The organism is Enterobacter sp. 120016, assembly GCF_018383635.1.
In the GTDB taxonomy this organism is placed as follows: domain Bacteria; phylum Pseudomonadota; class Gammaproteobacteria; order Enterobacterales; family Enterobacteriaceae; genus Enterobacter; species Enterobacter asburiae_D.
In genome coordinates, this window is record NZ_JAHAWC010000001.1 from 811,089 (window position 1) to 832,864 (window position 21,776).

General features: G+C 56.6%; 22 protein-coding genes, 2 tRNA genes and 1 other annotated feature. Of the genes, 14 read left to right on the forward strand and 10 right to left on the reverse strand.

Translation table 11 applies throughout. The features are described 5' to 3' along the window. Positions 1 to 67 precede the first annotated feature (67 nt). Complete coding sequence (locus tag KIF87_RS03885) at positions 68 to 1,522, forward strand: AMP nucleosidase (protein ID WP_213327947.1); 1,455 nt, start codon at positions 68 to 70, stop codon at positions 1,520 to 1,522. Positions 1,523 to 1,540: 18 nt separating this feature from the next. Beyond that, entirely contained in the window at positions 1,541 to 3,307 is a 1,767-nt protein-coding gene (locus KIF87_RS03890; protein ID WP_213327948.1) for an aminopeptidase P family protein, read from the forward strand. A gap of 142 nt (positions 3,308 to 3,449) precedes the next feature. On the opposite strand, the gene KIF87_RS03895 is transcribed toward KIF87_RS03890, so the two are convergent. Together KIF87_RS03895 and emmdR are read right to left on the reverse strand one after the other, a co-directional pair. After that, a tRNA-Asn gene (locus KIF87_RS03895) sits at positions 3,450 to 3,525 on the reverse strand. A gap of 103 nt (positions 3,526 to 3,628) precedes the next feature. Beyond that, positions 3,629 to 5,083, reverse strand: a complete 1,455-nt coding sequence (emmdR, locus tag KIF87_RS03900; protein ID WP_213327949.1) for a multidrug efflux MATE transporter EmmdR — start codon at positions 5,081 to 5,083, stop codon at positions 3,629 to 3,631. A 161-nt stretch (positions 5,084 to 5,244) separates the two neighbouring features. Here emmdR and KIF87_RS03905 point away from each other — a divergent pair. Together KIF87_RS03905 and KIF87_RS03910 are read left to right on the forward strand one after the other, a co-directional pair. Continuing rightward, positions 5,245 to 5,320, forward strand: a tRNA-Asn gene (locus KIF87_RS03905). A gap of 53 nt (positions 5,321 to 5,373) precedes the next feature. Continuing rightward, positions 5,374 to 5,709, forward strand: a complete 336-nt coding sequence (locus KIF87_RS03910; protein ID WP_029739253.1) for a gamma-glutamylcyclotransferase family protein — start codon at positions 5,374 to 5,376, stop codon at positions 5,707 to 5,709. Between the two features lie 47 nt (positions 5,710 to 5,756). Here the strand turns inward: KIF87_RS03910 and KIF87_RS03915 are convergent, their stop codons facing one another. The 4 genes from KIF87_RS03915 to dacD all read right to left on the reverse strand — a co-directional run bounded on the left by KIF87_RS03915 (position 5,757) and on the right by dacD (position 9,161). Then, on the reverse strand, positions 5,757 to 6,092 hold the full coding sequence (locus KIF87_RS03915) for a DUF496 family protein (RefSeq protein WP_008499467.1): 336 nt from the start codon (positions 6,090 to 6,092) through the stop codon (positions 5,757 to 5,759). Between the two features lie 158 nt (positions 6,093 to 6,250). Next, entirely contained in the window at positions 6,251 to 7,309 is a 1,059-nt protein-coding gene (locus KIF87_RS03920) for an FUSC family protein (protein ID WP_023312358.1), read from the reverse strand. A 92-nt stretch (positions 7,310 to 7,401) separates the two neighbouring features. Next, positions 7,402 to 7,875 (reverse strand): DNA gyrase inhibitor SbmC, encoded by a 474-nt coding sequence (sbmC, locus tag KIF87_RS03925; protein ID WP_032646437.1) that lies wholly within the window; start codon positions 7,873 to 7,875, stop codon positions 7,402 to 7,404. Between the two features lie 119 nt (positions 7,876 to 7,994). Beyond that, positions 7,995 to 9,161: a serine-type D-Ala-D-Ala carboxypeptidase DacD gene (dacD, locus tag KIF87_RS03930; protein ID WP_213327950.1), complete on the reverse strand. Its 1,167-nt coding sequence runs from the start codon at positions 9,159 to 9,161 to the stop codon at positions 7,995 to 7,997. A 198-nt stretch (positions 9,162 to 9,359) separates the two neighbouring features. Between dacD and sbcB the strand changes: the two genes are divergently transcribed. Continuing rightward, positions 9,360 to 10,796 carry an exodeoxyribonuclease I gene (sbcB, locus tag KIF87_RS03935; RefSeq protein ID WP_371745452.1) on the forward strand — a complete coding sequence of 479 codons (1,437 nt, stop codon included), beginning with the start codon at positions 9,360 to 9,362 and terminating at the stop codon, positions 10,794 to 10,796. A 128-nt stretch (positions 10,797 to 10,924) separates the two neighbouring features. Here sbcB and KIF87_RS03940 read toward each other — a convergent pair whose 3' ends face one another. From KIF87_RS03940 to KIF87_RS03955, 4 genes are all read right to left on the reverse strand, one after another. After that, positions 10,925 to 12,283 carry an APC family permease gene (locus KIF87_RS03940; protein WP_023336236.1) on the reverse strand — a complete coding sequence of 453 codons (1,359 nt, stop codon included), beginning with the start codon at positions 12,281 to 12,283 and terminating at the stop codon, positions 10,925 to 10,927. Next, complete coding sequence (gene yoeI / locus KIF87_RS03945; protein WP_099458931.1) at positions 12,273 to 12,335, reverse strand: membrane protein YoeI; 63 nt, start codon at positions 12,333 to 12,335, stop codon at positions 12,273 to 12,275. Before yoeI ends, KIF87_RS03940 begins: the two co-directional genes overlap by 11 nt. A 219-nt stretch (positions 12,336 to 12,554) precedes the next feature. Continuing rightward, positions 12,555 to 13,484 carry a LysR substrate-binding domain-containing protein gene (locus KIF87_RS03950; protein WP_213327951.1) on the reverse strand — a complete coding sequence of 310 codons (930 nt, stop codon included), beginning with the start codon at positions 13,482 to 13,484 and terminating at the stop codon, positions 12,555 to 12,557. Between the two features lie 41 nt (positions 13,485 to 13,525). After that, positions 13,526 to 14,350 carry an SDR family oxidoreductase gene (locus KIF87_RS03955; RefSeq protein ID WP_213327952.1) on the reverse strand — a complete coding sequence of 275 codons (825 nt, stop codon included), beginning with the start codon at positions 14,348 to 14,350 and terminating at the stop codon, positions 13,526 to 13,528. Between the two features lie 175 nt (positions 14,351 to 14,525). Between KIF87_RS03955 and hisL the strand changes: the two genes are divergently transcribed. The 9 genes from hisL to hisIE all read left to right on the forward strand — a co-directional run bounded on the left by hisL (position 14,526) and on the right by hisIE (position 21,742). Continuing rightward, a complete protein-coding gene (gene hisL / locus KIF87_RS03960; protein WP_001364200.1) occupies positions 14,526 to 14,576 on the forward strand; it encodes a his operon leader peptide in 51 nt (16 codons plus the stop codon). Further along, positions 14,552 to 14,675: a sequence feature (His leader region), on the forward strand. It overlaps the preceding gene by 25 nt. Positions 14,676 to 14,720: 45 nt before the next feature. Further along, entirely contained in the window at positions 14,721 to 15,620 is a 900-nt protein-coding gene (hisG, locus tag KIF87_RS03965; protein WP_028018500.1) for an ATP phosphoribosyltransferase, read from the forward strand. A 5-nt stretch (positions 15,621 to 15,625) separates the two neighbouring features. Beyond that, the gene (hisD, locus tag KIF87_RS03970) at positions 15,626 to 16,930 is read left to right on the forward strand and encodes a histidinol dehydrogenase (RefSeq protein WP_213327953.1); all 1,305 of its coding nucleotides are present in this window, start codon (positions 15,626 to 15,628) and stop codon (positions 16,928 to 16,930) included. Continuing rightward, positions 16,927 to 17,988, forward strand: coding sequence for a histidinol-phosphate transaminase (gene hisC / locus KIF87_RS03975; RefSeq protein WP_213327954.1), 1,062 nt, complete (start codon positions 16,927 to 16,929; stop codon positions 17,986 to 17,988). Before hisD ends, hisC begins: the two co-directional genes overlap by 4 nt. Next, complete coding sequence (gene hisB / locus KIF87_RS03980) at positions 17,985 to 19,052, forward strand: bifunctional histidinol-phosphatase/imidazoleglycerol-phosphate dehydratase HisB (RefSeq protein ID WP_213327955.1); 1,068 nt, start codon at positions 17,985 to 17,987, stop codon at positions 19,050 to 19,052. Before hisC ends, hisB begins: the two co-directional genes overlap by 4 nt. Further along, entirely contained in the window at positions 19,052 to 19,642 is a 591-nt protein-coding gene (hisH, locus tag KIF87_RS03985; RefSeq protein ID WP_213327956.1) for an imidazole glycerol phosphate synthase subunit HisH, read from the forward strand. Before hisB ends, hisH begins: the two co-directional genes overlap by 1 nt. Continuing rightward, the gene (gene hisA / locus KIF87_RS03990; RefSeq protein WP_213327957.1) at positions 19,642 to 20,379 is read left to right on the forward strand and encodes a 1-(5-phosphoribosyl)-5-[(5-phosphoribosylamino)methylideneamino]imidazole-4-carboxamide isomerase; all 738 of its coding nucleotides are present in this window, start codon (positions 19,642 to 19,644) and stop codon (positions 20,377 to 20,379) included. The genes hisH and hisA overlap by 1 nt, the downstream gene beginning before the upstream one ends. Then, positions 20,361 to 21,137: an imidazole glycerol phosphate synthase subunit HisF gene (gene hisF, locus KIF87_RS03995; protein WP_023325610.1), complete on the forward strand. Its 777-nt coding sequence runs from the start codon at positions 20,361 to 20,363 to the stop codon at positions 21,135 to 21,137. Before hisA ends, hisF begins: the two co-directional genes overlap by 19 nt. After that, positions 21,131 to 21,742 (forward strand): bifunctional phosphoribosyl-AMP cyclohydrolase/phosphoribosyl-ATP diphosphatase HisIE, encoded by a 612-nt coding sequence (hisIE, locus tag KIF87_RS04000; RefSeq protein ID WP_047344777.1) that lies wholly within the window; start codon positions 21,131 to 21,133, stop codon positions 21,740 to 21,742. The genes hisF and hisIE overlap by 7 nt, the downstream gene beginning before the upstream one ends. The last annotated feature ends 34 nt before the right edge of the window (positions 21,743 to 21,776 follow it).

A 21,776-nucleotide genomic window follows, 5' to 3' on the forward strand; every position in this document is an offset into this window, starting at 1 on the left:
TTTTGTTTCACAGGCGTGTGACATACTATCGGGTAGAGTCGCACACCTGTGGAACAAGGAGACAGAGATGAATAATAAGGGCTCCAGCCTGACCCCGGCTCAGGCGCTGGAAAAACTCGACGCGCTGTATGAACAGTCCGTCAACGCGCTGCGCGGCGCCATCAGCGAATATATCGAAACGGGGAAACTTCCCGATGAAAAGGCCAGAACCGAGGGCCTTTTTGTTTATCCATCGCTCTCTGTAACCTGGGACGGCAGCGCCAGCACGACCCCGAAGACCCGCGCCTACGCCCGTTTTACCCACTCAGGCTGCTACAGCACCACCGTCACCCGCCCTGCACTGTTCCGCCCGTATCTTGAGGAACAACTCACGCTGTTGTACCAGGATTACGGCGCGCACATTCACGTTGAGCCCTCGCGGCATGAGATCCCGTATCCCTACGTGATTGACGGTTCGGCGTTAACGCTTGACCGCTCCATGAGCGCGGGGCTGACCCGCCACTTCCCGACGACGGAACTTTCACAGATTGGCGATGAGACGGCTGACGGGATTTATCACCCGGCAGAATTTTCACCCCTGTCGCACTTTGATGCCCGCCGGGTCGATTTCTCCCTGGCGCGCCTGCGCCACTACACCGGTACGCCAGTCGAACATTTCCAGCCGTTCGTGCTCTTTACCAACTACACCCGCTACGTTGACGAGTTTGTCCGCTGGGGCTGCAGCCAGATCCTCGACCCAGAAAGCCCGTATATCGCGCTGTCCTGCGCGGGCGGGATCTGGATCACCGCGGAGACCGAAGCGCCCGAGCAGGCCATTTCCGACCTGGCGTGGAAAAAGCACCAGATGCCCGCCTGGCACCTGATCACCGCCGACGGTCAGGGCATCACCCTGATCAACATCGGCGTTGGCCCGTCAAATGCCAAGACCATCTGCGACCATCTGGCGGTACTGCGCCCGGACGTGTGGCTGATGATTGGCCACTGCGGCGGCCTGCGTGAAAGCCAGCTGATTGGCGACTACGTGCTGGCCCACGCCTATCTGCGTGATGACCACGTGCTTGATGCGGTGCTGCCGCCGGACATCCCAATCCCGAGCATCGCCGAAGTACAGCGCGCGCTGTACGACGCTACCAAAGAGGTGAGCGGCATGCCGGGTGAAGAGGTTAAGCAGCGCCTGCGCACCGGTACGGTCGTCACAACGGATGACCGCAACTGGGAGCTGCGCTACTCCGCCTCCGCGCTGCGGTTCAACCTGAGCCGCGCGGTGGCGATTGATATGGAGAGCGCCACCATCGCCGCGCAGGGGTATCGCTTCCGCGTCCCTTACGGCACGCTGCTGTGCGTCTCCGATAAGCCGCTGCACGGTGAAATTAAGCTGCCGGGCCAGGCCAACCGTTTCTATGAAGGGGCTATCTCAGAGCATCTGCAGATTGGTATTCGCGCCATTGATTTACTGCGGGCAGAAGGCGACAAGCTACATTCCCGCAAGCTGCGCACCTTCAACGAGCCGCCGTTCCGCTAATAACGATAAGGAAAAACAATGTCCAGCACATCACCGCTCTCTGCCCTGCGCCACTGGCTTGAGGCCAGCCATCTCGACGGGATGATCGTCCCGCGGGCGGATGCCTGGCAGAGCGAATACTGCGCGCCCTACGAAGAAAAGCTGGCCTGGCTGACGGGCTTTGACGGTTCGGCCGGCGTGGCGCTGGTACTCAAAAACAAAGCGCTGCTGTTCGTCGACGGGCGCTATCAGGTTCAGGCTCGCGTTCAGGTCAATACGGATGAGGTTGAGATCCACCATCTGCACAACGAGCCGCTGGCAGAATGGCTTGCAGAAAACATTGAGGCCGGGACACGCATCGGTTTTGACGCGCTGCTGATGACCAACACGGAGTTTGAGCAACTGTCTGCCACGCCGTGCGAGCTGGTGCCTCTGAATGCCTCGCCGTTTGACACCTTATGGACTAACCGCCCTGCCGCGCCGGCGGGGCTTATCCGTGAAATGGCGGTTGAACACAGCGGCGAACGCAGCGCGGACAAACGTCAGCGCGTCGCCGCCGTGCTGGCCGCAAACAGTGCTGACTATCTCGCCGTCACCCTGCCGGATAACATCGCCTGGCTGTTAAACGTACGCGGCGCGGATATCCCTTACAGCCCGGTACCGCTCTCCTTTGCCCTTCTTGGTCGTGACGGTCACGTTGAGTGGTTTGTTAACGATAATAAGCTCAGCGCCCTGCCTGACGATGTGCGCAATGCGTTCACCATTGCGCCGCAGGATACCTTTATTGAACGCTGCCAGCAGATTGCTGAAGGCAAACGGGTGATGATTGATGCCGATTCCGCGCCGGTGGCCCTGCGTTTCGCCATTGAGCCACGGGGAGAAATTGTCTGGCGGACCGACCCCATCACCCTGATGAAAGCGGCTAAAAACCCGGTCGAGCTGACAGGCTATCGCGAGTGCCATCACCAGGACGGGGCCGCGTGGGTCAACTTCCTCGCCTGGCTGAGCCGTGAAGTGCCGCTGCGCGAGGCGGCAGGACAACCGCTCACCGAGCTGGACGCGCAGGCGCAGCAGCTTGCGTTCCGTCAACAGCAGCCAGGGTTCATCGAGCAGAGTTTTGAAACCATCTCCGCCTCTTCGAGCAATGCGGCGATGTGCCACTATCATTCGAGCGAGGCCAGCAATAAGCCCATCGGCCATGACCATTTTTACCTGAACGATTCCGGCGGTCAGTATGCTAACGGCACCACCGACGCCACCCGCACGCTGGCATGGGGTAAAGTCGATCCGCAGCAGCGCCTTCACTACACAGCCGTGCTGAGAGGCTTCCTGTCGCTCATTACCCTGCAGTTTCCTTCCGGGACTCAGGGGCATCAGCTGGATGCGTTTGCGCGTCGCCCGCTGTGGGAGATGGGGCTGGATTACGATCACGGCACGGGGCACGGCGTGGGGCACCAGCTGCTGATCCATGAGAACCCGCATCGCATCGCCAAAAAGGTCAACCCGTGGCCGCTGGTGGCAGGCAATATCATGACTATCGAGCCGGGCTACTATCTGGGCGATAGCCACGGTATTCGCATTGAAAACCAGGTGGAGATTGTGGAGAGCCGTCCGGGGTTCTGCAGATTTGCCTCGCTGACGCTGATCCCGATCGACTTAAGTCAGGTTGAGCTGCATCTGCTGAGCGAGCAGGAAAAGCAGTGGCTGGATGAATATCATCAGCAGGTACGCGAGGCGCTCTCACCTCTGGTGAATAGCGATGCGCGTCCGTGGCTGGTTGAGGCGACGGCGCCGATTGGTGTGTAATTTCGTGCGATCTGGTGCCCTCACCCCAACCCTCTCCCACGGGAGAGGGTGCAAACACTAAAAACGGCAACCTTGTTGCCGTTTTGCATTTACCTTTCGCTGAAAAGCAAAAAGCCTGCTTTAAAAGCAGGCTTTTTAAATTTGGCTCCTCTGACTGGACTCGAACCAGTGACATACGGATTAACAGTCCGCCGTTCTACCGACTGAACTACAGAGGAATCGTGTGAACGGGGCGCATATTATCGATGCTCCCCCATGATGTCAAAGGCAGAATGCATATTTCCGATCGTTTGCCGAATTATTCTCCACTTCGCGCAATTGTCAGGCATTCTTTCGCGGATATTTCCACAGCCAGCGCCCGCTGACCATGCGCCAGTAGAACAGCGCGCCCCGCACGGCCCAGTCGAGGAACATCCCCAGCCAGACGCCGACCACACCCCATCCGAGCATCACCCCGAGCGTATACCCCGCGACAACGCGACATCCCCACATGCCGAGCATCGATACCCACATTGCAAAGCGGGCATCGCGCGCCCCTTTCAGCCCGGCGGGCAATACCCATGAGGCCGCCCAGATGGGCATAAAGGCCGCGTTGAGCCAGATGAGGATCTTAACGACCTCTTTAACGTCGTCTTCGTGGGTATAGAACGAAGCCATCAGCCCGGCAAACGGCGCGGTTCCCCAGGCGATCAGCGTCAGTCCAATGGTCGACAGCCAGAAGACGTGCCGCAGCTGCCGCTCCGCCTGGCCTATCTGCCCTTTCCCGAGCCGTTTACCCGTAATGATGGTCGATGCCGAACCCAGCGCGTTACCCGGCAGGTTAATCAGCGAGGCAATAGAAAAGGCGATAAAGTTACCGGCGATAACGTCGGTCCCCATCCCGGCAACAAACATCTGCGTGAGCAGCTTCCCGCCGTTGAACAAGACCGATTCAATGCTCGCGGGAATGCCGATCCCCATCACTTCCCAGATAATGGCGAAATTAAAGGGACGGAAATAGCTTTTTAGCGTCAGACGCAGCGAGGGGGTGATCCCCGCCATCAGTACCCCAATAATGGCTACCGCGCCGATATAGCGTGAAATGGTTAAGCCCAGTCCCGCACCGACGAACCCCAGCCCCTCCCACGAGAACACGCCGTAGATCAGCACGCTGCTGATAATGATATTCAGGATATTCATCCCGCCGTTAATCAGCAGCGGAATTTTGGTGTTGCCTGCCCCGCGCAGCGCACCGCTGCCAATTAGCGCAATGGCCGCCGCCGGATAGCTTAAGACGGTCATTTCCAGGTAGGTCAGCGCCAGGTCTTTAACCTCGTTCGTGGCCTCCCCGGCGACAAAATCGATAATCTCTTTACCGAAATAGTGGATCACCGCCGCCAGAACGATCGAAAAAATGGTCATGATCATCAGCGACTGGCGGGCCGCCTCGCGTGCACGTTTGGGGTCAAGCTTGCCGAGGCTAAAAGCCACCACCACCGTCGTCCCGAGATCTATGGCGGCAAAGAACGAGATCACCACCATGTTAAAGCTGTCCGCCAGCCCAACCCCTGCCATCGCCTCTTTTCCCAGCCAGCTCACCAGGAAGGTGCTCAGGACCCCCATCAGCAAAACGCAGGTATTTTCCAGGAAGATAGGCACAGCGAGAGGGGTGATTTCACGCCAGAACAGGACACGATAGCTTTTACGTTTTGCATACCATGGCGTGCGCTCTATCGCCTGGCGTAAGGAGGCAGTGACGTTCAAAATGGACCTTAGAGAGAAAAGTTGAAACTCCATTTCAAATGATGGGGGACAAATGCTAATCCTGCAAAGTATTTTCCAGAAAAAGATGTGTGGATTTACAACAAACTGACGACAGAATCAGCAATCGGTCGATTTTCCCTAAGATCAGGTTTGACAAAAGTTTTTTCGCCGCTAAGATAAGCCTCCACAACGATTCCTCTGTAGTTCAGTCGGTAGAACGGCGGACTGTTAATCCGTATGTCACTGGTTCGAGTCCAGTCAGAGGAGCCAAATTTAAAAAGCCTGCTTTTAAAGCAGGCTTTTTGCTTTGCGGATGAGGGAAAATGAACGCTCTGTTTGTCTACGGCACGCTGCGCCCGGGCCACTCAAATGCGCATATTCTTGAAAACATTGGCGGCGAATGGCTGGCCGGCTCCGTATCCGGTACGTTTTACGAACGCGGCTGGGGCGCTGCGGCAGATTTCCCGGGGATTGTGCTCCATCCGGACGGACCCCGCGTCGAAGGCTATCTGTTTATCTCTGATAACCTTGCCGCACACTGGCAAATGCTGGATGAATTTGAAGATGGCTACGATCGGGTTGAGGTCACGGTGACCACCCTTGAAGGCAAGCAGGTTAAGGCCTGGATTTATCAGCTACAGCCGCGTTCTGCATCATAAAAAAAGGCTCTCTGTCACCAGAGAGCCTTTTTTACTATTCGCTGCGATTACTCGCTTTTTGCTTCGCCGTTTTTGATTTCGCCCATCACTTTCAGCTTCTTGGAGATGTCGCGACGCTCTTTGGACAGCTCAGCGTTTTTGATGATGTAGTCATCAACGCGGTCTTCATAGTCGCTCTTCATGCTGGCGATGATGCCCTGAATAGCTTCAACGCTCATACCTGGCTTGATGTAGTCGCTCAGGTTGTCGAGCAGCAGGACACGTTTCTGGTTGTCACGGATCTTCTTCTCAACGTCCTGGATTTCACGCTGCAGTTTGTTTTTGCGGCGGAACAGGCGGACGAATTCCAGAACATCCTGGAACGAAGGCTTGGTAGTTTCCATTTTTACACCCCTGATAATGTGAGATTCGGATTCGTTAAGGCAACCGTTGTAACAATAACCTTACTGACAGCGGCTGCGAATGACAATGAGTATATCGTTTAAAGCTATCATAACCCCAATTGCTGCTGAATCGAAGCAGCAGCCGTCACATACGCCTTTTATTTGCGCAGCGCCCGACAAATAAGGTGCGATAACAGCTCAAGCTGCCGCGCCAGTTCCATGCTCAGCCAGACGTAGCCATGAATTGGCGTTTCTGCCACGTTATCGCTCTGGCGTTCATTGATGAGCTGCTTCAGCTCCGCGACGATCTCATTCAGCCGCTCGCTGTTGGCCAGTATCGGCTGCGGGTTCCCTTCATAGAGCGCATGAGCGATGGTCAACAGCGTTTGCTGCGTCATCTGCTGGGTCTCTTTAAGGGTCTGCGCGTTAAGCATCAACAGATGGCTGGGACGCGAGGCCCAGTGGGCGTTGATTTGCAGTTCAAGCATGCAGACCAGATTGCGGCTTACCGTCTGGATGGCTTCAAAAATCGATTTCTGAATATGGGTTTCTTTGCTGGCGGGCGTGATCAGGCCGCGCATTTTAACCACGTCGTTGAGGATCGTTTGCAGATGCTTTTCCAGCCGGGGACGCTCAACCAGATTTGGGGAAAAACCGGCCTGATAGACGCGGTTAAAGGCTGTGACGTAGTTAGCCATCTGAATACGCCAGTGCAGAAAAGCACGCTGTGGCCAGATACCGGTGAAAAGCATGGCCAGCAGTGACCCCAGGATGACGTCCCCGCTTCGCCACAGCGCCGTAGTCATATCCCCGGCGGGTGCACCGACAACCACCGCGAGCGTAATACCAATCAGCAGCGCCTGATATGGCCTCTTACCCAACGCCAGCCAGCCGCACAGAAACATGGCGGCACCGCACCATGCCAGCATCACGGGAAATGAGATGAGCTCCAGCTTCAGGGCGATAAGCCCAAGGGCCGAGCCTAAAACCGTCCCGCCAATTCGCTCGAAGGCGCGCGGAACAACGTTCCCCCAAAACGAGATGGGCCCCATCACCACCACCAGCGTGATCAGCGGCCATGTTCCTTCCGGAACGTCCAGCAAACGGACCAGTACAAATGTCAACACGAAAGCCAGCGCGATGCGACACCCGTGCACCACGCGGTAATGTTTGTACAAGCGAATTTCAAAAGGGGTTAATGATTTGTCGGGACGCACACCCGCTCTCCAGCTACACGGCAAATCACAATTGTACTGTGTTTTCAGCCGGGCGGATCGCTCCCGGCTGAAAAACCCTTCATTTAACAGGCTTAAACCGTTTTATGCTCTACCGCGATATACATTTCGATATCCCAGTAGCCGTCTGCATTCCCGTCATTGAGATAGCGTTCGAAGCAGGGTTTGAGCGCCATCTGGTACTTATTGTCCTGCAGCAGGGAATTAAAGAACTGATACCACGGCGTGGCGAAGTCGTAGTTTTCCACGCGGGCCGTCGCCACGGCATAATCCCCGGCCGCGATTTCCGTCATCATGACGCCTTCGCTGTTTTCAGGGATAACGAAATCATCCGGTACCGTAACGGCCGTATCGCAGCGCAGTTTTTCTGCCGGGACCTCGTCGGGGTTATCGTAGTAGACCGCAACCCACTCCAGCGGCTCAATGTGACGCCCGTCCACCCACATCACCAGCTGTTCAAAGCCCTGTTTTACCGTTTGCTCCCACGGTCCGACCAAATGAAAACCGGCAATTTTACGTTTCTGTTGCTGCTTAATGCTGTAGTCCATGCTGCCTCCATTTATTACTGTATATACATACACTATAAAGCGAGTTCTGAGCGATCAGCAAACGTGAAGTGTTTATTATGTGAGCAGACTCGCAACCCTGCCAGTCTGCTCATCTGCCGTCAGAGCGTGTGATGCAGATAATCGCTCATGCGAGAGAACAGGCCGCCTTTATCAACGGCTTCCAGCGTCACCAGCGGCCAGTGCGCCACCACTTTGTCGCGGTCATAGAGCTGGATCTCACCCACCCGCTGATGCGCGGCAATCGGCGCTTCCAGCTCTTTTTTATCCAGCACGTATTTGGCTTTGATGTTCGGCACTTCCGCTTTCGGCAGGGCCAGCCAGAAGTCCTGGTCGGTACCCAGTTTCACCTGCTCCTTATCGCCGTACCAGATACGCTCTGTCCCCACTTTTTTACCGCTGTGCAGGATCTGCACCGTATCGAAATTCTGCTGCCCCCAGTGCAGCAGTTTTCGGGCCTGGTCCTCGCGCCCTTTCGGGCTATCCGCTCCCATGACTACCGCGATTAAACGGCGCTGCCCGTCAACGGCGGAAGCAATCAGGTTAAAGCCCGCCCCCGAGGTATGTCCCGTTTTAAGCCCGTCCACGTTCATGGTTTTATCCCACAGCAGGCCGTTACGGTTCTGCTGGGTGATCCCGTTCCAGGTCAGGCTCTTTTCGCTGTACATATGATAAAACTCAGGCTCGCCGTGGATGATGGCGCGGGAGAGTACGGCCAGGTCATAGGCCGAGCTGTGCTGGCCCGGCGCGTCCAGCCCGTGGACGGTTTCAAAATGCGTATCGCGCAGGTTCAGCTTTTGCACGTAGTCGTTCATCATCTTCACAAACTGCGGCTGACCGCCCGCCACGTGATCGGCCAGCGCCACGCAGGCGTCGTTTCCGGAGTCGACAATCAGGCCGCGGCTTAAGTCACGCACGGAGACGCGATCGCCCTCTTTCAGAAACATGAGCGACGAGCCGTCAAAAACCGGGTTGCCTTTAGCCCACGCGTCACGCCCTACGGTGACAATGTCGTCCGGCGTAATGCGGTGGCTATCAATGGCCCGATCAACCACATACCCCGTCATCAGCTTGGTCAGGCTCGCCGGATTACGTTGTTGATGTTCGTTGCCCGCCGTTAAGATCTGACCAGTCGTGTAGTCCATCAGCACCCAGGAGCCAGCCTGAATGGCCGGAGGCTGCGGCGAAAAATCCAGTGGTTCGGCCGCAAAAGCAGATGAGATACTCGAAGCGAGTAAAGAAACAGCAATAAACAGACGGCGTTTCAACGGTATATCCTCAGGTCATTAAAAATCGATGACCTTTTTACGGGAGTTCTGATGTCGTTACCTGGCTTAATTGCAAAAAAATGTGACAGAACGCAGATTTTTCTCTGAAGCTGGCGCGCAAATTTGCGCCACGGCGGTGCTTTTTATTCGGTCTGGACCGCGCGATCGTTTACCATAGTGACGTCATTTTTTAACAGGATGGTATTACTGGTGTCTGACTCTGCCGCTCGCCCGACTTTTTTGTTCCACGACTACGAAACCTTTGGCACGCACCCGGCGCTGGACCGACCGGCGCAGTTTGCCGCCATCCGTACCGACGACGAATTCAACATCATTGGCGAGCCTGAGGTCTTTTACTGCAAACCGGCTGATGACTACCTGCCGCAGCCCGGGGCGGTCATGGTCACCGGGATCACCCCTCAGGAAGCGCGGGAGAAAGGCGTTAACGAGGCAGAATTCGCCCGACGCATCCACGACCTGTTTACCGTCCCCAATACCTGCGTGGTCGGTTACAACAACATCCGCTTCGATGACGAAGTGACGCGCAACATCTTCTATCGTAACTTTTACGATCCCTATGCCTGGAGCTGGCAGAACCGCAACTCACGCTGGGATTTACTCGACATCATGCGCGCCTGTTATGCCCTGCGTCCTGAAGGCATTAACTGGCCGGAAAATGAGGAAGGGCTGACCAGCTTCCGGCTGGAACACCTGACGCGCGCTAACGGTATCGAGCACAGCAATGCCCACGACGCGATGGCGGACGTCTATGCCACCATTGCCATGGCGAAGCTGGTGAAAAGCGCGCAGCCCCGGCTGTTTGAGTATCTGCTGAGCCACCGCAGTAAACAGAAGTTGACCACGCTGATTGATGTGCCGCAGATGAAGCCGCTGGTGCATATTTCCGGCATGTTTGGCGCCTGGCGCGGAAATACCAGCTGGGTCGCCCCGCTGGCCTGGCATCCGGATAACCGTAATGCGGTCATCATGGTGGATTTGGCCGGCGATATTTCACCGCTGCTGGAGCTTGACAGCGATACCCTGCGTGAACGGCTTTATACCCCGAAAAATGAACTCGGGGATCTGCCTGCGGTGCCGGTCAAACTGGTGCATATCAATAAATGTCCGGTCCTGGCGCAGGCCAATACGCTACGCCCGGAAGATGCCGACAGACTGGGCATAAACCGGCAGCACTGCCTCGATAATCTGAAAGTGCTGCGCGATAATCCTCAGGTGCGCGAGAAAGTGGTCGCCATCTTTGCCGAGGCGGAGCCTTTCGTTCCGTCAGAAAACGTCGATGCCCAGCTCTATAACGGTTTCTTTAGCGATGCCGATCGCGCGGCGATGAATATCGTTCTGCAAACCGAGCCGCGTAACTTGCCTGCGCTGGATATTACCTTCGCCGATAAACGCATCGAAAGGCTGATGTTTAATTACCGCGCGCGTAACTACCCGGGAACCCTGGATGAAGCGGAACAGGATCGCTGGCTGCAGCATCGTCGCAATGTCTTTACCCCGGAGTTCCTTAATAGCTATGCCCAGGAGCTGGAAATGCTTTATGGGCAGTATGAAGGGAATGCTGAAAAACAGGCACTGTTGAAATCCCTGTTCCAGTACGCGCAAGAGATAGTCTGAAATTCACAGATAAAAAAACCGGAGACGATAGTCTCCGGTTTTTTTTGCCCGGTGGCGCTGCGCTTACGCGGGCCTACGGGTGTGTTTTTTTGTAGGCCGGGTAAGCGCTAGCGCCACCCGACACGGTATTACGCGACGTCTTCGTACTGAGGAACCGGGTTACGGAAGCTCTTCGTGACGCAGGCCAGGTAAACCAAACCGATAGCACCCCAGATCAGACCCAGAACCATAGAGCTCTCTTCCAGGTTAATCCACAGCGCGCCCACGGTCAGGGCACCACACACTGGCAGCACCAGATAGTTGAAGTGGTCTTTCAGCGTTTTGTTGCGCTTCTCACGGATCCAGAACTGGGAAATCACGGAGAGGTTAACGAAGGTAAACGCCACCAGCGCACCGAAGTTAATCAGCGCGGTCGCCGTCACCAGGTCGAATTTAATCGCCAGCAGGGCAATAGCGCCAACCAGCAGCACATTCCACGCCGGAGTACGCCATTTCGGATGAACGTAGCCGAAGAAACGGGTCGGGAATACGCCGTCACGGCCCATCACGTACATCAGACGAGAAACGCCTGCGTGTGCCGCCATGCCGGACGCCAGTACGGTCACGCTGGAGAAGATCAGCACGCCCCACTGGAAGGTTTTACCCGCAACATACAGCATGATTTCAGGCTGTGACGCATCCGGATCTTTAAAGCGAGAAATATCCGGGAAGTACAGCTGCAGGAAGTAGGAAGCTCCGATAAAGATTAGGCCGCCAATCAGCGCTGTCAGGAAAATCGCTTTCGGGATCACGCGCTCAGCATCTTTGGTCTCTTCGGACAGAGAAGAGATACCGTCAAAGCCCAGGAACGAGAAGCACAGAATCGTCGCACCGGTAATCATCGGCACAACGTGCGCACCTTCAGACCAGAATGGACGCGTGCTGGTCAGCGTACCTGCACCTTCACCGTGAGAAACACCGTAGATGATCAGGCCAACGATAACCGCCACAATGCCCATCTGCAGAATAACAATCAGGGTGTTGAAGTTCGCCACGGTCTTGATGCTGCGCAGGTTAGAGATGGTCATAAAGGCCACCAGCGCGACAACGAAGATCCACGATGGAACAGAAGGCACCAGCGCTTCGAAGTAAATTTTTGCCAGCAGAATGTTGATCATCGGCATGAACAGATAGTCCAGCAGAGATGACCAGCCCACCATAAAGCCAACCGCCGGGCTGATGGATTTTTGGGCATAGGTGTAGGCAGAGCCTGCAGACGGGAAACGGCGAACCAGTTTACCGTAGCTCAGCGCAGTAAAGAGAATAGCGACCAGCGCAAAGGCGTAAGCCGTTGCCACGTGACCGTCTGTGAGGCCCGATACGATACCGAATGTATCGAACAGCGTCATCGGTTGCATATAGGCGAGGCCCATCATAACAACCGGAATCAACGTAAGCGTTTTACGTAATTCCACGCGAGAGGTGTTTGGAGTTGCGTTATGCGACATAGTTATTCTCCTTTACGGTGATAACCGCCACGTAAGCGAAAAATTGCCCCATTTCTTTCTTCCTCAGCGACAACAACTGTCGGATTTTAGTAAATATCTATCCGGTACGAAGCCCGGCCTCTTGGTTTTTAGTTTCGTTTCGTACATGCAAAAAAAAATAACCGACGCCTTTTATATCGTCGATTATTCATTTGGTTGCAGCGGCGGCATTTTGCCCCACATCGGATACAAAAGGCAATACTTTGCAAAGCACGGGACAATTTTCTTTTTGCTAACTGGCTGATTTCTGGACGCCGGGCTGAGAGTAAACGGCGGCGATAGCACTATTTGCTAAAATCTCGTCCCGCCACCAGGCGCTGGCCAGCCCGGCTGTTTGTTCATTCCAGCCTACCCACACCGAGTCATTACTGCTTTGAGCAAGCACCTGTTTTTCAACAAGCGCACCGCTGTCAATAAACCGCTGCGCCAGATAGCGGGGTAAATAGCCGCAGCCCAGGCCGCTTATTTGCAGTTCCAGCTTGGTTTTATAGTCGAAAACGGTAATGGCCTCCTGCTCATCAAGCAGCTGCGAGGAGACTGAACATTCCGGACGAGAGCTGTCCCCGACCACGATGGCGCGATAGCCTTTAATCACGCGACGGTTAATAGGCTCGGGTTCCTGAGCCAGGGGATGATGGGGCGCTACGGCAAACACCTGCTCGAGCACGCCCAGCCGGGCAAAACCAAAATCACTCAGTTGAGGAGGCTCATGGAGTGCACCGACAAAAATATCCGCCCTGCCCTGCGTTAAGGCATCCCAGGAGCCCCCCAGCACGCCGTTGATAAAGATAAGCCGGGTGACGCTGTGGTGTTGATAAAAGGCTTCAATCAGCGGCGTCAGGAGAGAAAACGGAAAGGTATCATCCACGCCAATGACCAGCTCGTTTTCCCACCCCTGATGGAGTTTAACGGCCTGTTTTTCGAGTTCACGGACGGTATGAAGGACTTCGCGGCCTTTTTCCAGCAGCATCTGACCGGTACGGGTAAAACGGGCGCGGTGCCCGGAGCGATCGAGGATCTGGATATTGAGATCGCTTTCCAGTTTTTGAACGGTATAGCTCAACGCAGATGGGGTTTTGTAGAGCTTTGCCGACGCAGCGGCAAAGCTCCCCTCTTTTTCCAGTGCATCCAGAATAATAAGAACATCCAGCAGCGGTTTCATGTTCGCCCCCTTCTGGTGTGCGATCGTCTCCGCTGCGGGACTTATTCCATGGGCATCACCAGCGGATCGGGATACTGATACTCAAACCCCAGCTCATGACAAATGCGATTGCCATCAACAATTTTGCCTTTACTGTCATCCTTTGCCTCACCGAAAACCGGCGCCGCCAGGCCCAGCTGACGTGCCATCAGCGGGTAAAACGTGCTGCGCGCCGGATGAGACGGTGCACATATATTATAGATGTGTCCACCTTTCGGAGCCTGTAGGAGTAGCTCAATTGCGCCAACAACATCGTCAAGATGTACAAGATTGACGACATGCTGGCCGTCTGGCGCAGATTTTCCGGCAAAAAAGCGTCCCGGATGGCGGCCAGGGCCCACCAGCCCCGCCAGACGTACAATATCGACCTGCGTGCCGGGAAGATGATGCAGCCAGTCTTCCAGCTCTTTCAGAACCTGACCGCTCGTCGTCACGGGACGGCGCTCGGAACTCTCTTTCACCACGCCCTCAACCTCGCCATAGACCGACGTCGAGCTGGTAAAAATGATGCGCGGAACATGGTGCGCCAGCGCGCTGTCGACGATCTCCTGCATCGCCTGCAGATAAAACGACTCGCCCGGCCCGCTGCGCCGCGCGGGTAGCGTGATCACCAGCGCATCGACGTTCATCAGCGTGTCCAGATCGTCAGCATCACACACCAGCTCCGGTTCAAGACGCAGTTCAACGCCATCAATACCGCACATGCGCGCTGCCTCTACCCCATCCGCCGTGGTTTTGCTCCCGGTCACCTGCCAGCCTTTCGCGGCTAATGACATCGCCAGCGGCATTCCCAGCCATCCTAAACCGACAATCGCGACCTTTTTCATGCGAATTCTCCTGACTCTTACTCGTCTTTTATAAGGCTACGCCAGCCTGGCAGAACACACAATTCATAGCATCAATATGAAATGAATTAATGATCAAAAAAAGCCCTTGCAATATGTCGTACAACTGGTTTAGGTTAAAAGACATCAAATGAATAAGCATTCATCGAGAATTTATATGACACGCGTTCAATTTAAACACCACCATCATCACCATCATCCTGACTAGTCTTTCAGGCGATGTGTGCTGGAAGACGTTTGGATCTTCCAGTGGTGCATGAACGCATGAGAAAGCCCCCGGAAGATCTTCTTCCGGGGGCTTTTTTTTGGACCGAATTCAGACAGGTTAAAACAGGTTAACGAGGAATAAAGAATGTTAGATAACTCACGCTTACGCATAGCTATTCAAAAATCAGGCCGTTTGAGCGACGACTCACGCGAACTGCTGGCCCGCTGCGGGATTAAAATTAACCTGCACACCCAGCGCCTGATTGCTCTGGCTGAAAACATGCCCATCGACATTCTGCGCGTGCGTGATGACGATATTCCCGGCCTGGTCATGGACGGCGTCGTTGACCTCGGCATCATCGGTGAAAACGTGCTGGAAGAAGAGCTGCTGACCCGCCGCGCGCAGGGCGAAGATCCGCGTTACTTCACCCTGCGTCGTCTGGACTTCGGCGGCTGCCGCCTGTCGCTGGCTACGCCGGTTGATGAAGCGTGGGACGGCCCGGCCGCGCTGAACGGCAAACGTATCGCCACCTCTTACCCTCACCTGTTAAAGCGTTATCTCGACCAGAAAGGCGTGCAGTTTAAATCCTGCCTGCTGAACGGCTCTGTTGAAGTCGCACCGCGTGCGGGTCTGGCGGACGCCATCTGCGATCTCGTCTCTACCGGCGCGACGCTGGAAGCAAACGGTCTGCGCGAAGTGGAAGTCATCTACCGCTCTAAAGCGTGCCTGATTCAGCGCGACGGCGACATGGCCGACGCCAAGCAGCAGCTGATCGACAAGCTGCTGACCCGTATTCAGGGCGTGATTCAGGCGCGTGAGTCCAAATACATCATGATGCACGCCCCAACCGAGCGTCTGGATGAAGTGATTGCCCTGCTGCCGGGCGCTGAGCGTCCAACCATCCTGCCGCTGGCGGGCGATCAGCAGCGCGTGGCGATGCACATGGTGAGCAGCGAAACCCTGTTCTGGGAAACCATGGAAAAACTGAAGGCGCTGGGCGCAAGCTCCATCCTGGTGCTGCCTATTGAGAAGATGATGGAGTAATCGCCATGAGCTTTAACACAATCATCGACTGGAATAACTGTAGCGACGCACAGCAGCGCGAGCTGCTGATGCGCCCGGCGATTTCCGCCTCCGAAAGCATCTCACGCACCGTGGCGGAGATCCTGGACAACGTCAAAGCCCGTGGCGATGACGCGCTGCGTGAATACAGCGCAAAATTTGATAAGACGGAAGTCGGCGCATTACGGGTAACCGAGCAGGAAATCATTGATGCCAGCAATCGTCTGGGTGACAACATCAAACAGGCGATGGCCGTCGCGGTGAAAAACATTGATACCTTCCACACCGCGCAAAAGCTGCAGACCGTGGATGTCGAAACCCTGCCCGGCGTGCGTTGCCAGCAGGTCACGCGCCCGGTTGCATCCGTCGGCCTCTATATTCCTGGCGGCTCTGCTCCGCTTTTCTCCACCGTACTGATGCTGGCGACTCCCGCGCGCATTGCCGGGTGTCAGAAAGTGGTGCTTTGCTCACCGCCACCGATTGCCGACGAGATCCTCTATGCGGCGAAGCTGTGCGGCGTGCAGGCGGTATATAAAGTGGGCGGTGCGCAGGCGATTTCAGCCCTGGCGTTCGGTACGGAATCCATTCCGAAGGTCGACAAAATCTTTGGCCCGGGCAATGCGTACGTGACCGAAGCCAAGCGTCAGGTCAGCCAGCGTCTGGACGGCGCGGCCATCGATATGCCTGCCGGTCCGTCTGAAGTGCTGGTGATTGCCGACAGCGGCGCAACGCCGGACTTCGTTGCCTCCGACCTGCTTTCTCAGGCGGAACACGGCCCGGACTCGCAGGTCATCCTGCTGACGCCGGATGCCGATATGGCGAAACGCGTGGGCGAAGCCGTTGAGCGTCAGCTTGCCGACCTGCCCCGCGCCGACACGGCACGCCAGGCGCTAGCGGCCAGCCGCCTGATTGTAGCGCGCGATCTGGCGCAGTGCATTGCCATCTCCAACCAGTACGGTCCGGAGCACCTGATTATTCAGACCCGCAGCGCGCGCGATCTGGTCGACAACATTACCAGCGCGGGCTCGGTGTTCCTCGGCGACTGGTCACCGGAGTCCGCGGGGGATTACGCCTCCGGCACCAACCACGTGCTGCCCACGTATGGCTACACCTCTACCTGCTCCAGCCTGGGCCTGGCGGATTTCCAGAAACGCATGACCGTGCAGGAACTCTCCCGCGAAGGGTTTGCGTCACTGGCTTCTACTATTGAAACCCTCGCAGCCGCCGAGCGGCTGATCGCCCACAAAAATGCCGTTACGCTGCGCGTTGCAGCCCTGAAGGAGCAAGCATGAACATTGAAGAATTAGCCCGCGAAAATGTCCGTCGCCTGACGCCTTATCAGTCCGCGCGTCGTCTCGGCGGCAAAGGGGATGTCTGGCTGAACGCCAACGAATTCCCGACGGCGGTGCAGTTTGAGCTGTCGCAGCAAACGCTGAACCGCTATCCGGAGTGTCAGCCGAAAGCGGTGATTGAAAACTACGCCCAGTACGCGGGCGTGAAGCCGGAGCAGGTGCTGGTCAGCCGCGGCGCGGACGAGGGTATCGAACTGCTGATCCGCGCCTTCTGCGAGCCGGGCAAAGACGCGGTGATGTACTGCCAGCCGACCTACGGCATGTACAGCGTCAGCGCGGAAACGTTCGGCGTGGCGTGCCGCAACGTGCAGGCGCTCGAGAACTGGCAGCTGGATTTGCAGGGCATTGCCGACAATCTCGATGGCGTAAAAGTCGTCTTTGTCTGTAGCCCGAACAACCCGACCGGACAGATTATCAACCCGCAGGATATCCGCACCCTGCTGGAGATGACGCGCGGTAAAGCCCTGGTGGTGGCCGACGAAGCCTACATCGAGTTCTGCCCGCAGGCGACGCTGGCAGGCTGGCTGGAAGAGTATCCGCACCTGGTGGTGCTGCGTACGCTGTCGAAAGCCTTTGCCCTCGCGGGTCTGCGCTGCGGATTCACGCTGGCGAATAAGGAGGTCATCGACCTGCTGCTGAAAGTGATCGCCCCGTACCCGCTCTCGACGCCGGTTGCCGATATTGCGGCACAGGCGCTGACGCCTCAGGGAATCAACGCGATGCGCGAGCGCGTGGCGCAAATCCTGGAGGAACGTCAGTATCTGGTGAGTACCCTGAAGGATATTCCCTGCGTGGAGCAGGTGTTCGACTCGGAAACCAACTACATCCTGGTGCGCTTCACCGCCTCCAGCGCCGTATTTAAATCTTTGTGGGATCAGGGCATTATCTTACGAGACCAGAATAAACAACCTTCTCTGAGCGGATGCCTGCGCATTACCGTAGGCACCCGTGCAGAGAGCCAGCGCGTGATTGACGCCCTGAAAGCGGAGAAAGTATGACCCAGAAGATCCTTTTCATCGATCGTGACGGCACCCTTATTTCGGAGCCACCTGCCGATTTTCAGGTCGATCGATTCGACAAGCTGGCTTTTGAACCGGACGTGATCCCGGTGCTGCTTAATCTGCAAAAAGCAGGCTTTAAGCTGGTAATGATCACCAACCAGGACGGTCTGGGTACCGACAGCTTCCCGCAGGCAGACTTTGACGGCCCGCATAATCTGATGATGCAGGTGCTGACCTCTCAGGGCGTGGTGTTTGATGACGTGCTGATTTGCCCGCACATGCCGGCCGACGAGTGTGACTGCCGTAAGCCAAAGGTGAAGCTGGTAGAGCGCTACCTGGCTGAAGATCTGCTGGATAAAACCAACAGCTATGTCATCGGCGATCGCATCACCGATATCACGCTGGCGGAAAACATGGGCATCGCGGGGCTGCGCTACGACCGCAACAACCTTAACTGGGCGAAGATTGGCGAGCAGCTGACAAAGCGCGACCGCTATTCCCACGTTGAGCGCAACACCAAAGAGACGCAGATTGACGTGAAGGTCTGGCTGGACCGTGAAGGCGGCAGCAAGATCCACACCGGCGTCGGCTTCTTCGACCACATGCTGGACCAGATTGCCACCCACGGCGGCTTCCGCATGGAGATCGCAGTAAAAGGCGACCTCTATATTGACGATCACCACACCGTGGAAGATACCGGCCTGGCGCTGGGCGAAGCCCTGAAGCTGGCGCTTGGCGATAAGCGCGGCATTAACCGTTTCGGCTTTGTCCTGCCGATGGACGAGTGTCTGGCGCGCTGCGCGATGGACATCTCCGGTCGTCCGCACCTGGAATATAAAGCCGATTTCACCTATCAGCGCGTGGGCGATCTGAGCACTGAAATGGTGGAGCACTTCTTCCGCTCATTGTCCTACACCATGGGCCTGACGCTGCACCTGAAGACCAAGGGCAAGAACGACCACCACCGCGTGGAGAGTCTCTTCAAAGCCTTTGGCCGTACCCTTCGCCAGGCGATTCGCGTGGAAGGCGACGCCCTGCCCTCGTCGAAAGGAGTGCTGTAATGAACGTGGTGATTCTGGATACCGGATGCGCCAACCTGAACTCCGTGAAATCGGCGATTGCGCGCCACGGCTATGAGCCGGCGGTGAGCCGTGACCCGGACGTGGTGCTGCGCGCCGACAAACTCTTTTTACCGGGCGTGGGAACCGCGCAGGCCGCGATGGATCAGATTCGCGAACGCGAGCTGGTCGATCTGATCAAAGCCTGTACCCAGCCGGTGCTGGGCATTTGCCTGGGCATGCAGATCCTGGGCCGCCGCAGCGAAGAGAGCAACGGCGTTGATCTGCTGGGCATTATTGACCAAGACGTGCCGAAAATGACCGACCACGGCCTGCCTCTGCCGCATATGGGCTGGAACCGCGTTTACGCCAAAGCGGGCGACCGGCTGTTTCGCGGCATCGAAGACGGCGCGTATTTTTACTTCGTGCACAGCTACGCCATGCCGGTGAACGTGAACACGATCGCCCAGTGCACCTACGGCGAGGCGTTTACGGCAGCTGTACAGAAAGATAATTTCTTCGGCGTGCAGTTTCACCCGGAGCGCTCTGGCGCCGCAGGCGCGCAACTGCTGAAAAACTTCCTGGAGATGTGATGATTATTCCCGCTTTAGATTTAATTGACGGCACGGTTGTCCGTCTCCACCAGGGCGATTACGGCCAGCAGCGAGACTACGGAAACGATCCGCTGCCGCGTCTGCAGGATTATGCCGCCCAGGGTGCCCAGGTGCTGCATCTGGTGGATTTGACCGGCGCGAAAGACCCGGCAAAGCGCCAGATCCCCCTGCTCAAAAATCTGGTCGCCGGTGTTGATGTGCCCGTACAGGTCGGCGGCGGCGTACGCACGGAAGATGACGTTGCGGCGCTGCTGGACGCTGGCGTGGCCCGCGTGGTGGTAGGTTCAACCGCGGTGAAAGCTCCTGAGACGGTGAAGGGCTGGTTCCGCCGCTTTGGCGCTGACGCCCTTGTACTGGCGCTGGACGTGCGTATTGACGAACAGGGTAACAAGCAGGTTGCCGTCAGCGGCTGGCAGGAAAATTCCGGCGTGACGCTGGAAGAGCTGGTCGATATCTATCTGCCCGTCGGCCTGAAGCACGTGTTATGCACGGACATCTCCCGGGACGGAACGCTGGCGGGCTCCAACGTTTCTCTGTATGAAGAGGTCTGTGCGCGTTATCCGCAGGTAGCGTTCCAGTCTTCTGGTGGTATCGGTGATATTGCCGACGTGGCCGCGCTGCGCGGTACCGGTGTACAGGGTGTGATTGTGGGCCGGGCCCTGCTGGAAGGTAAATTTACTGTGACGGAGGCGATTCAATGCTGGCAAAACGGATAATTCCTTGTCTTGACGTACGCAATGGTCAGGTCGTGAAAGGCGTGCAGTTCCGCAACCACGAGATCATTGGCGACATCGTCCCGCTGGCAAAACGCTATGCTGATGAAGGCGCAGACGAGCTGGTCTTTTATGATATCACCGCTTCCAGCGATGGCCGCGTGGTCGACAAAAGCTGGGTAGCGCGCGTGGCGGAAGTGATCGACATTCCGTTCTGCGTGGCGGGCGGGATTAAGTCCGCTGACGACGCCGCCAAAATTCTCTCTTTTGGTGCCGACAAGATTTCTATCAACTCCCCTGCCCTGGCCGACCCGGAGCTGATCACCCGCCTTGCCGATCGTTTTGGCGTACAGTGTATTGTGGTTGGGATCGACACCTGGTATGACGCCGCAACGGGCAAGTACCACGTCAACCAGTACACAGGAGATGAAAGCCGCACGCGCGTGACGCAGTGGGAAACGCTCGACTGGGTGCAGGAAGTGCAGAAACGTGGCGCGGGCGAGATTGTCCTCAACATGATGAACCAGGACGGCGTGCGTAACGGGTATGACCTGGAGCAGCTGAAAAAAGTCCGTGCGGTCTGCCACGTTCCGCTGATTGCCTCCGGCGGCGCGGGCACCATGGAACACTTCCTCGAAGCCTTCCGCGATGCCAACGTGGACGGCGCGCTGGCCGCGTCCGTGTTCCACAAACAGATTATTAATATTGGTGAGTTAAAAACGTACCTGGCCGACCAGGGCGTGGAGATCAGGGTATGTTAACAGAGCAACAACAGGCGCAGCTGGACTGGGAAAAAACGGACGGATTACTGCCGGTGGTTGTCCAGCATGCCGTCTCAGGTGAAGTGCTGATGCTGGGGTATATGAACCAGGACGCGCTGGCGAAAACGATCGACAGCGGCAAAGTCACATTTTTCTCCCGCACGAAACAGCGCCTGTGGACCAAAGGGGAAACCTCGGGCCATTTCCTCAATGTGGTCAGCATGGCGCCCGACTGCGATAACGACACCCTGCTGGTGCTGGCAAACCCGATTGGGCCGACGTGCCACAAAGGGACCAGCAGCTGCTTCGGCGAGACGAGCCACCAGTGGTTGTTCCTGTATCAACTGGAACAGCTGCTGGCAGAGCGTAAAACGGCGGATCCTGAGAGTTCCTACACCGCGAAGCTGTACGCCAGCGGAACCAAGCGTATCGCACAGAAGGTAGGTGAAGAAGGCGTTGAGACAGCGCTGGCAGCGACGGTGCATGACCGGGAGGAGCTGACGAATGAAGCGTCCGATTTAATGTATCACCTGCTGGTGCTGCTGCAGGATCAGGAGCTGGATTTGACGGCGGTGATTGAAAATCTTCGCAAACGTCACAAATAAAAAAACCGGGGATTATCCCCGGTATTTTTAAATC

Coding starts and splice junctions, on each gene's coding strand:
- sbmC (WP_032646437.1), bottom strand. CDS start 7,875: ATGGACTACAGCATTAAGCAGCAACAGAAACGTAAAATTGCCGGTTTT.
- KIF87_RS03885 (WP_213327947.1), top strand. CDS start 68: ATGAATAATAAGGGCTCCAGCCTGACCCCGGCTCAGGCGCTGGAAAAA.
- hisA (WP_213327957.1), top strand. CDS start 19,642: ATGATTATTCCCGCTTTAGATTTAATTGACGGCACGGTTGTCCGTCTC.
- hisF (WP_023325610.1), top strand. CDS start 20,361: ATGCTGGCAAAACGGATAATTCCTTGTCTTGACGTACGCAATGGTCAG.
- KIF87_RS03940 (WP_023336236.1), bottom strand. CDS start 12,283: ATGTCGCATAACGCAACTCCAAACACCTCTCGCGTGGAATTACGTAAA.
- hisB (WP_213327955.1), top strand. CDS start 17,985: ATGACCCAGAAGATCCTTTTCATCGATCGTGACGGCACCCTTATTTCG.
- sbcB (WP_371745452.1), top strand. CDS start 9,360: ATGGTATTACTGGTGTCTGACTCTGCCGCTCGCCCGACTTTTTTGTTC.
- KIF87_RS03910 (WP_029739253.1), top strand. CDS start 5,374: ATGAACGCTCTGTTTGTCTACGGCACGCTGCGCCCGGGCCACTCAAAT.
- hisC (WP_213327954.1), top strand. CDS start 16,927: ATGAACATTGAAGAATTAGCCCGCGAAAATGTCCGTCGCCTGACGCCT.
- emmdR (WP_213327949.1), bottom strand. CDS start 5,083: ATGGAGTTTCAACTTTTCTCTCTAAGGTCCATTTTGAACGTCACTGCC.
- KIF87_RS03955 (WP_213327952.1), bottom strand. CDS start 14,350: ATGAAAAAGGTCGCGATTGTCGGTTTAGGATGGCTGGGAATGCCGCTG.
- KIF87_RS03890 (WP_213327948.1), top strand. CDS start 1,541: ATGTCCAGCACATCACCGCTCTCTGCCCTGCGCCACTGGCTTGAGGCC.
- hisH (WP_213327956.1), top strand. CDS start 19,052: ATGAACGTGGTGATTCTGGATACCGGATGCGCCAACCTGAACTCCGTG.
- KIF87_RS03950 (WP_213327951.1), bottom strand. CDS start 13,484: ATGAAACCGCTGCTGGATGTTCTTATTATTCTGGATGCACTGGAAAAA.
- hisD (WP_213327953.1), top strand. CDS start 15,626: ATGAGCTTTAACACAATCATCGACTGGAATAACTGTAGCGACGCACAG.
- KIF87_RS03915 (WP_008499467.1), bottom strand. CDS start 6,092: ATGGAAACTACCAAGCCTTCGTTCCAGGATGTTCTGGAATTCGTCCGC.
- hisG (WP_028018500.1), top strand. CDS start 14,721: ATGTTAGATAACTCACGCTTACGCATAGCTATTCAAAAATCAGGCCGT.
- hisIE (WP_047344777.1), top strand. CDS start 21,131: ATGTTAACAGAGCAACAACAGGCGCAGCTGGACTGGGAAAAAACGGAC.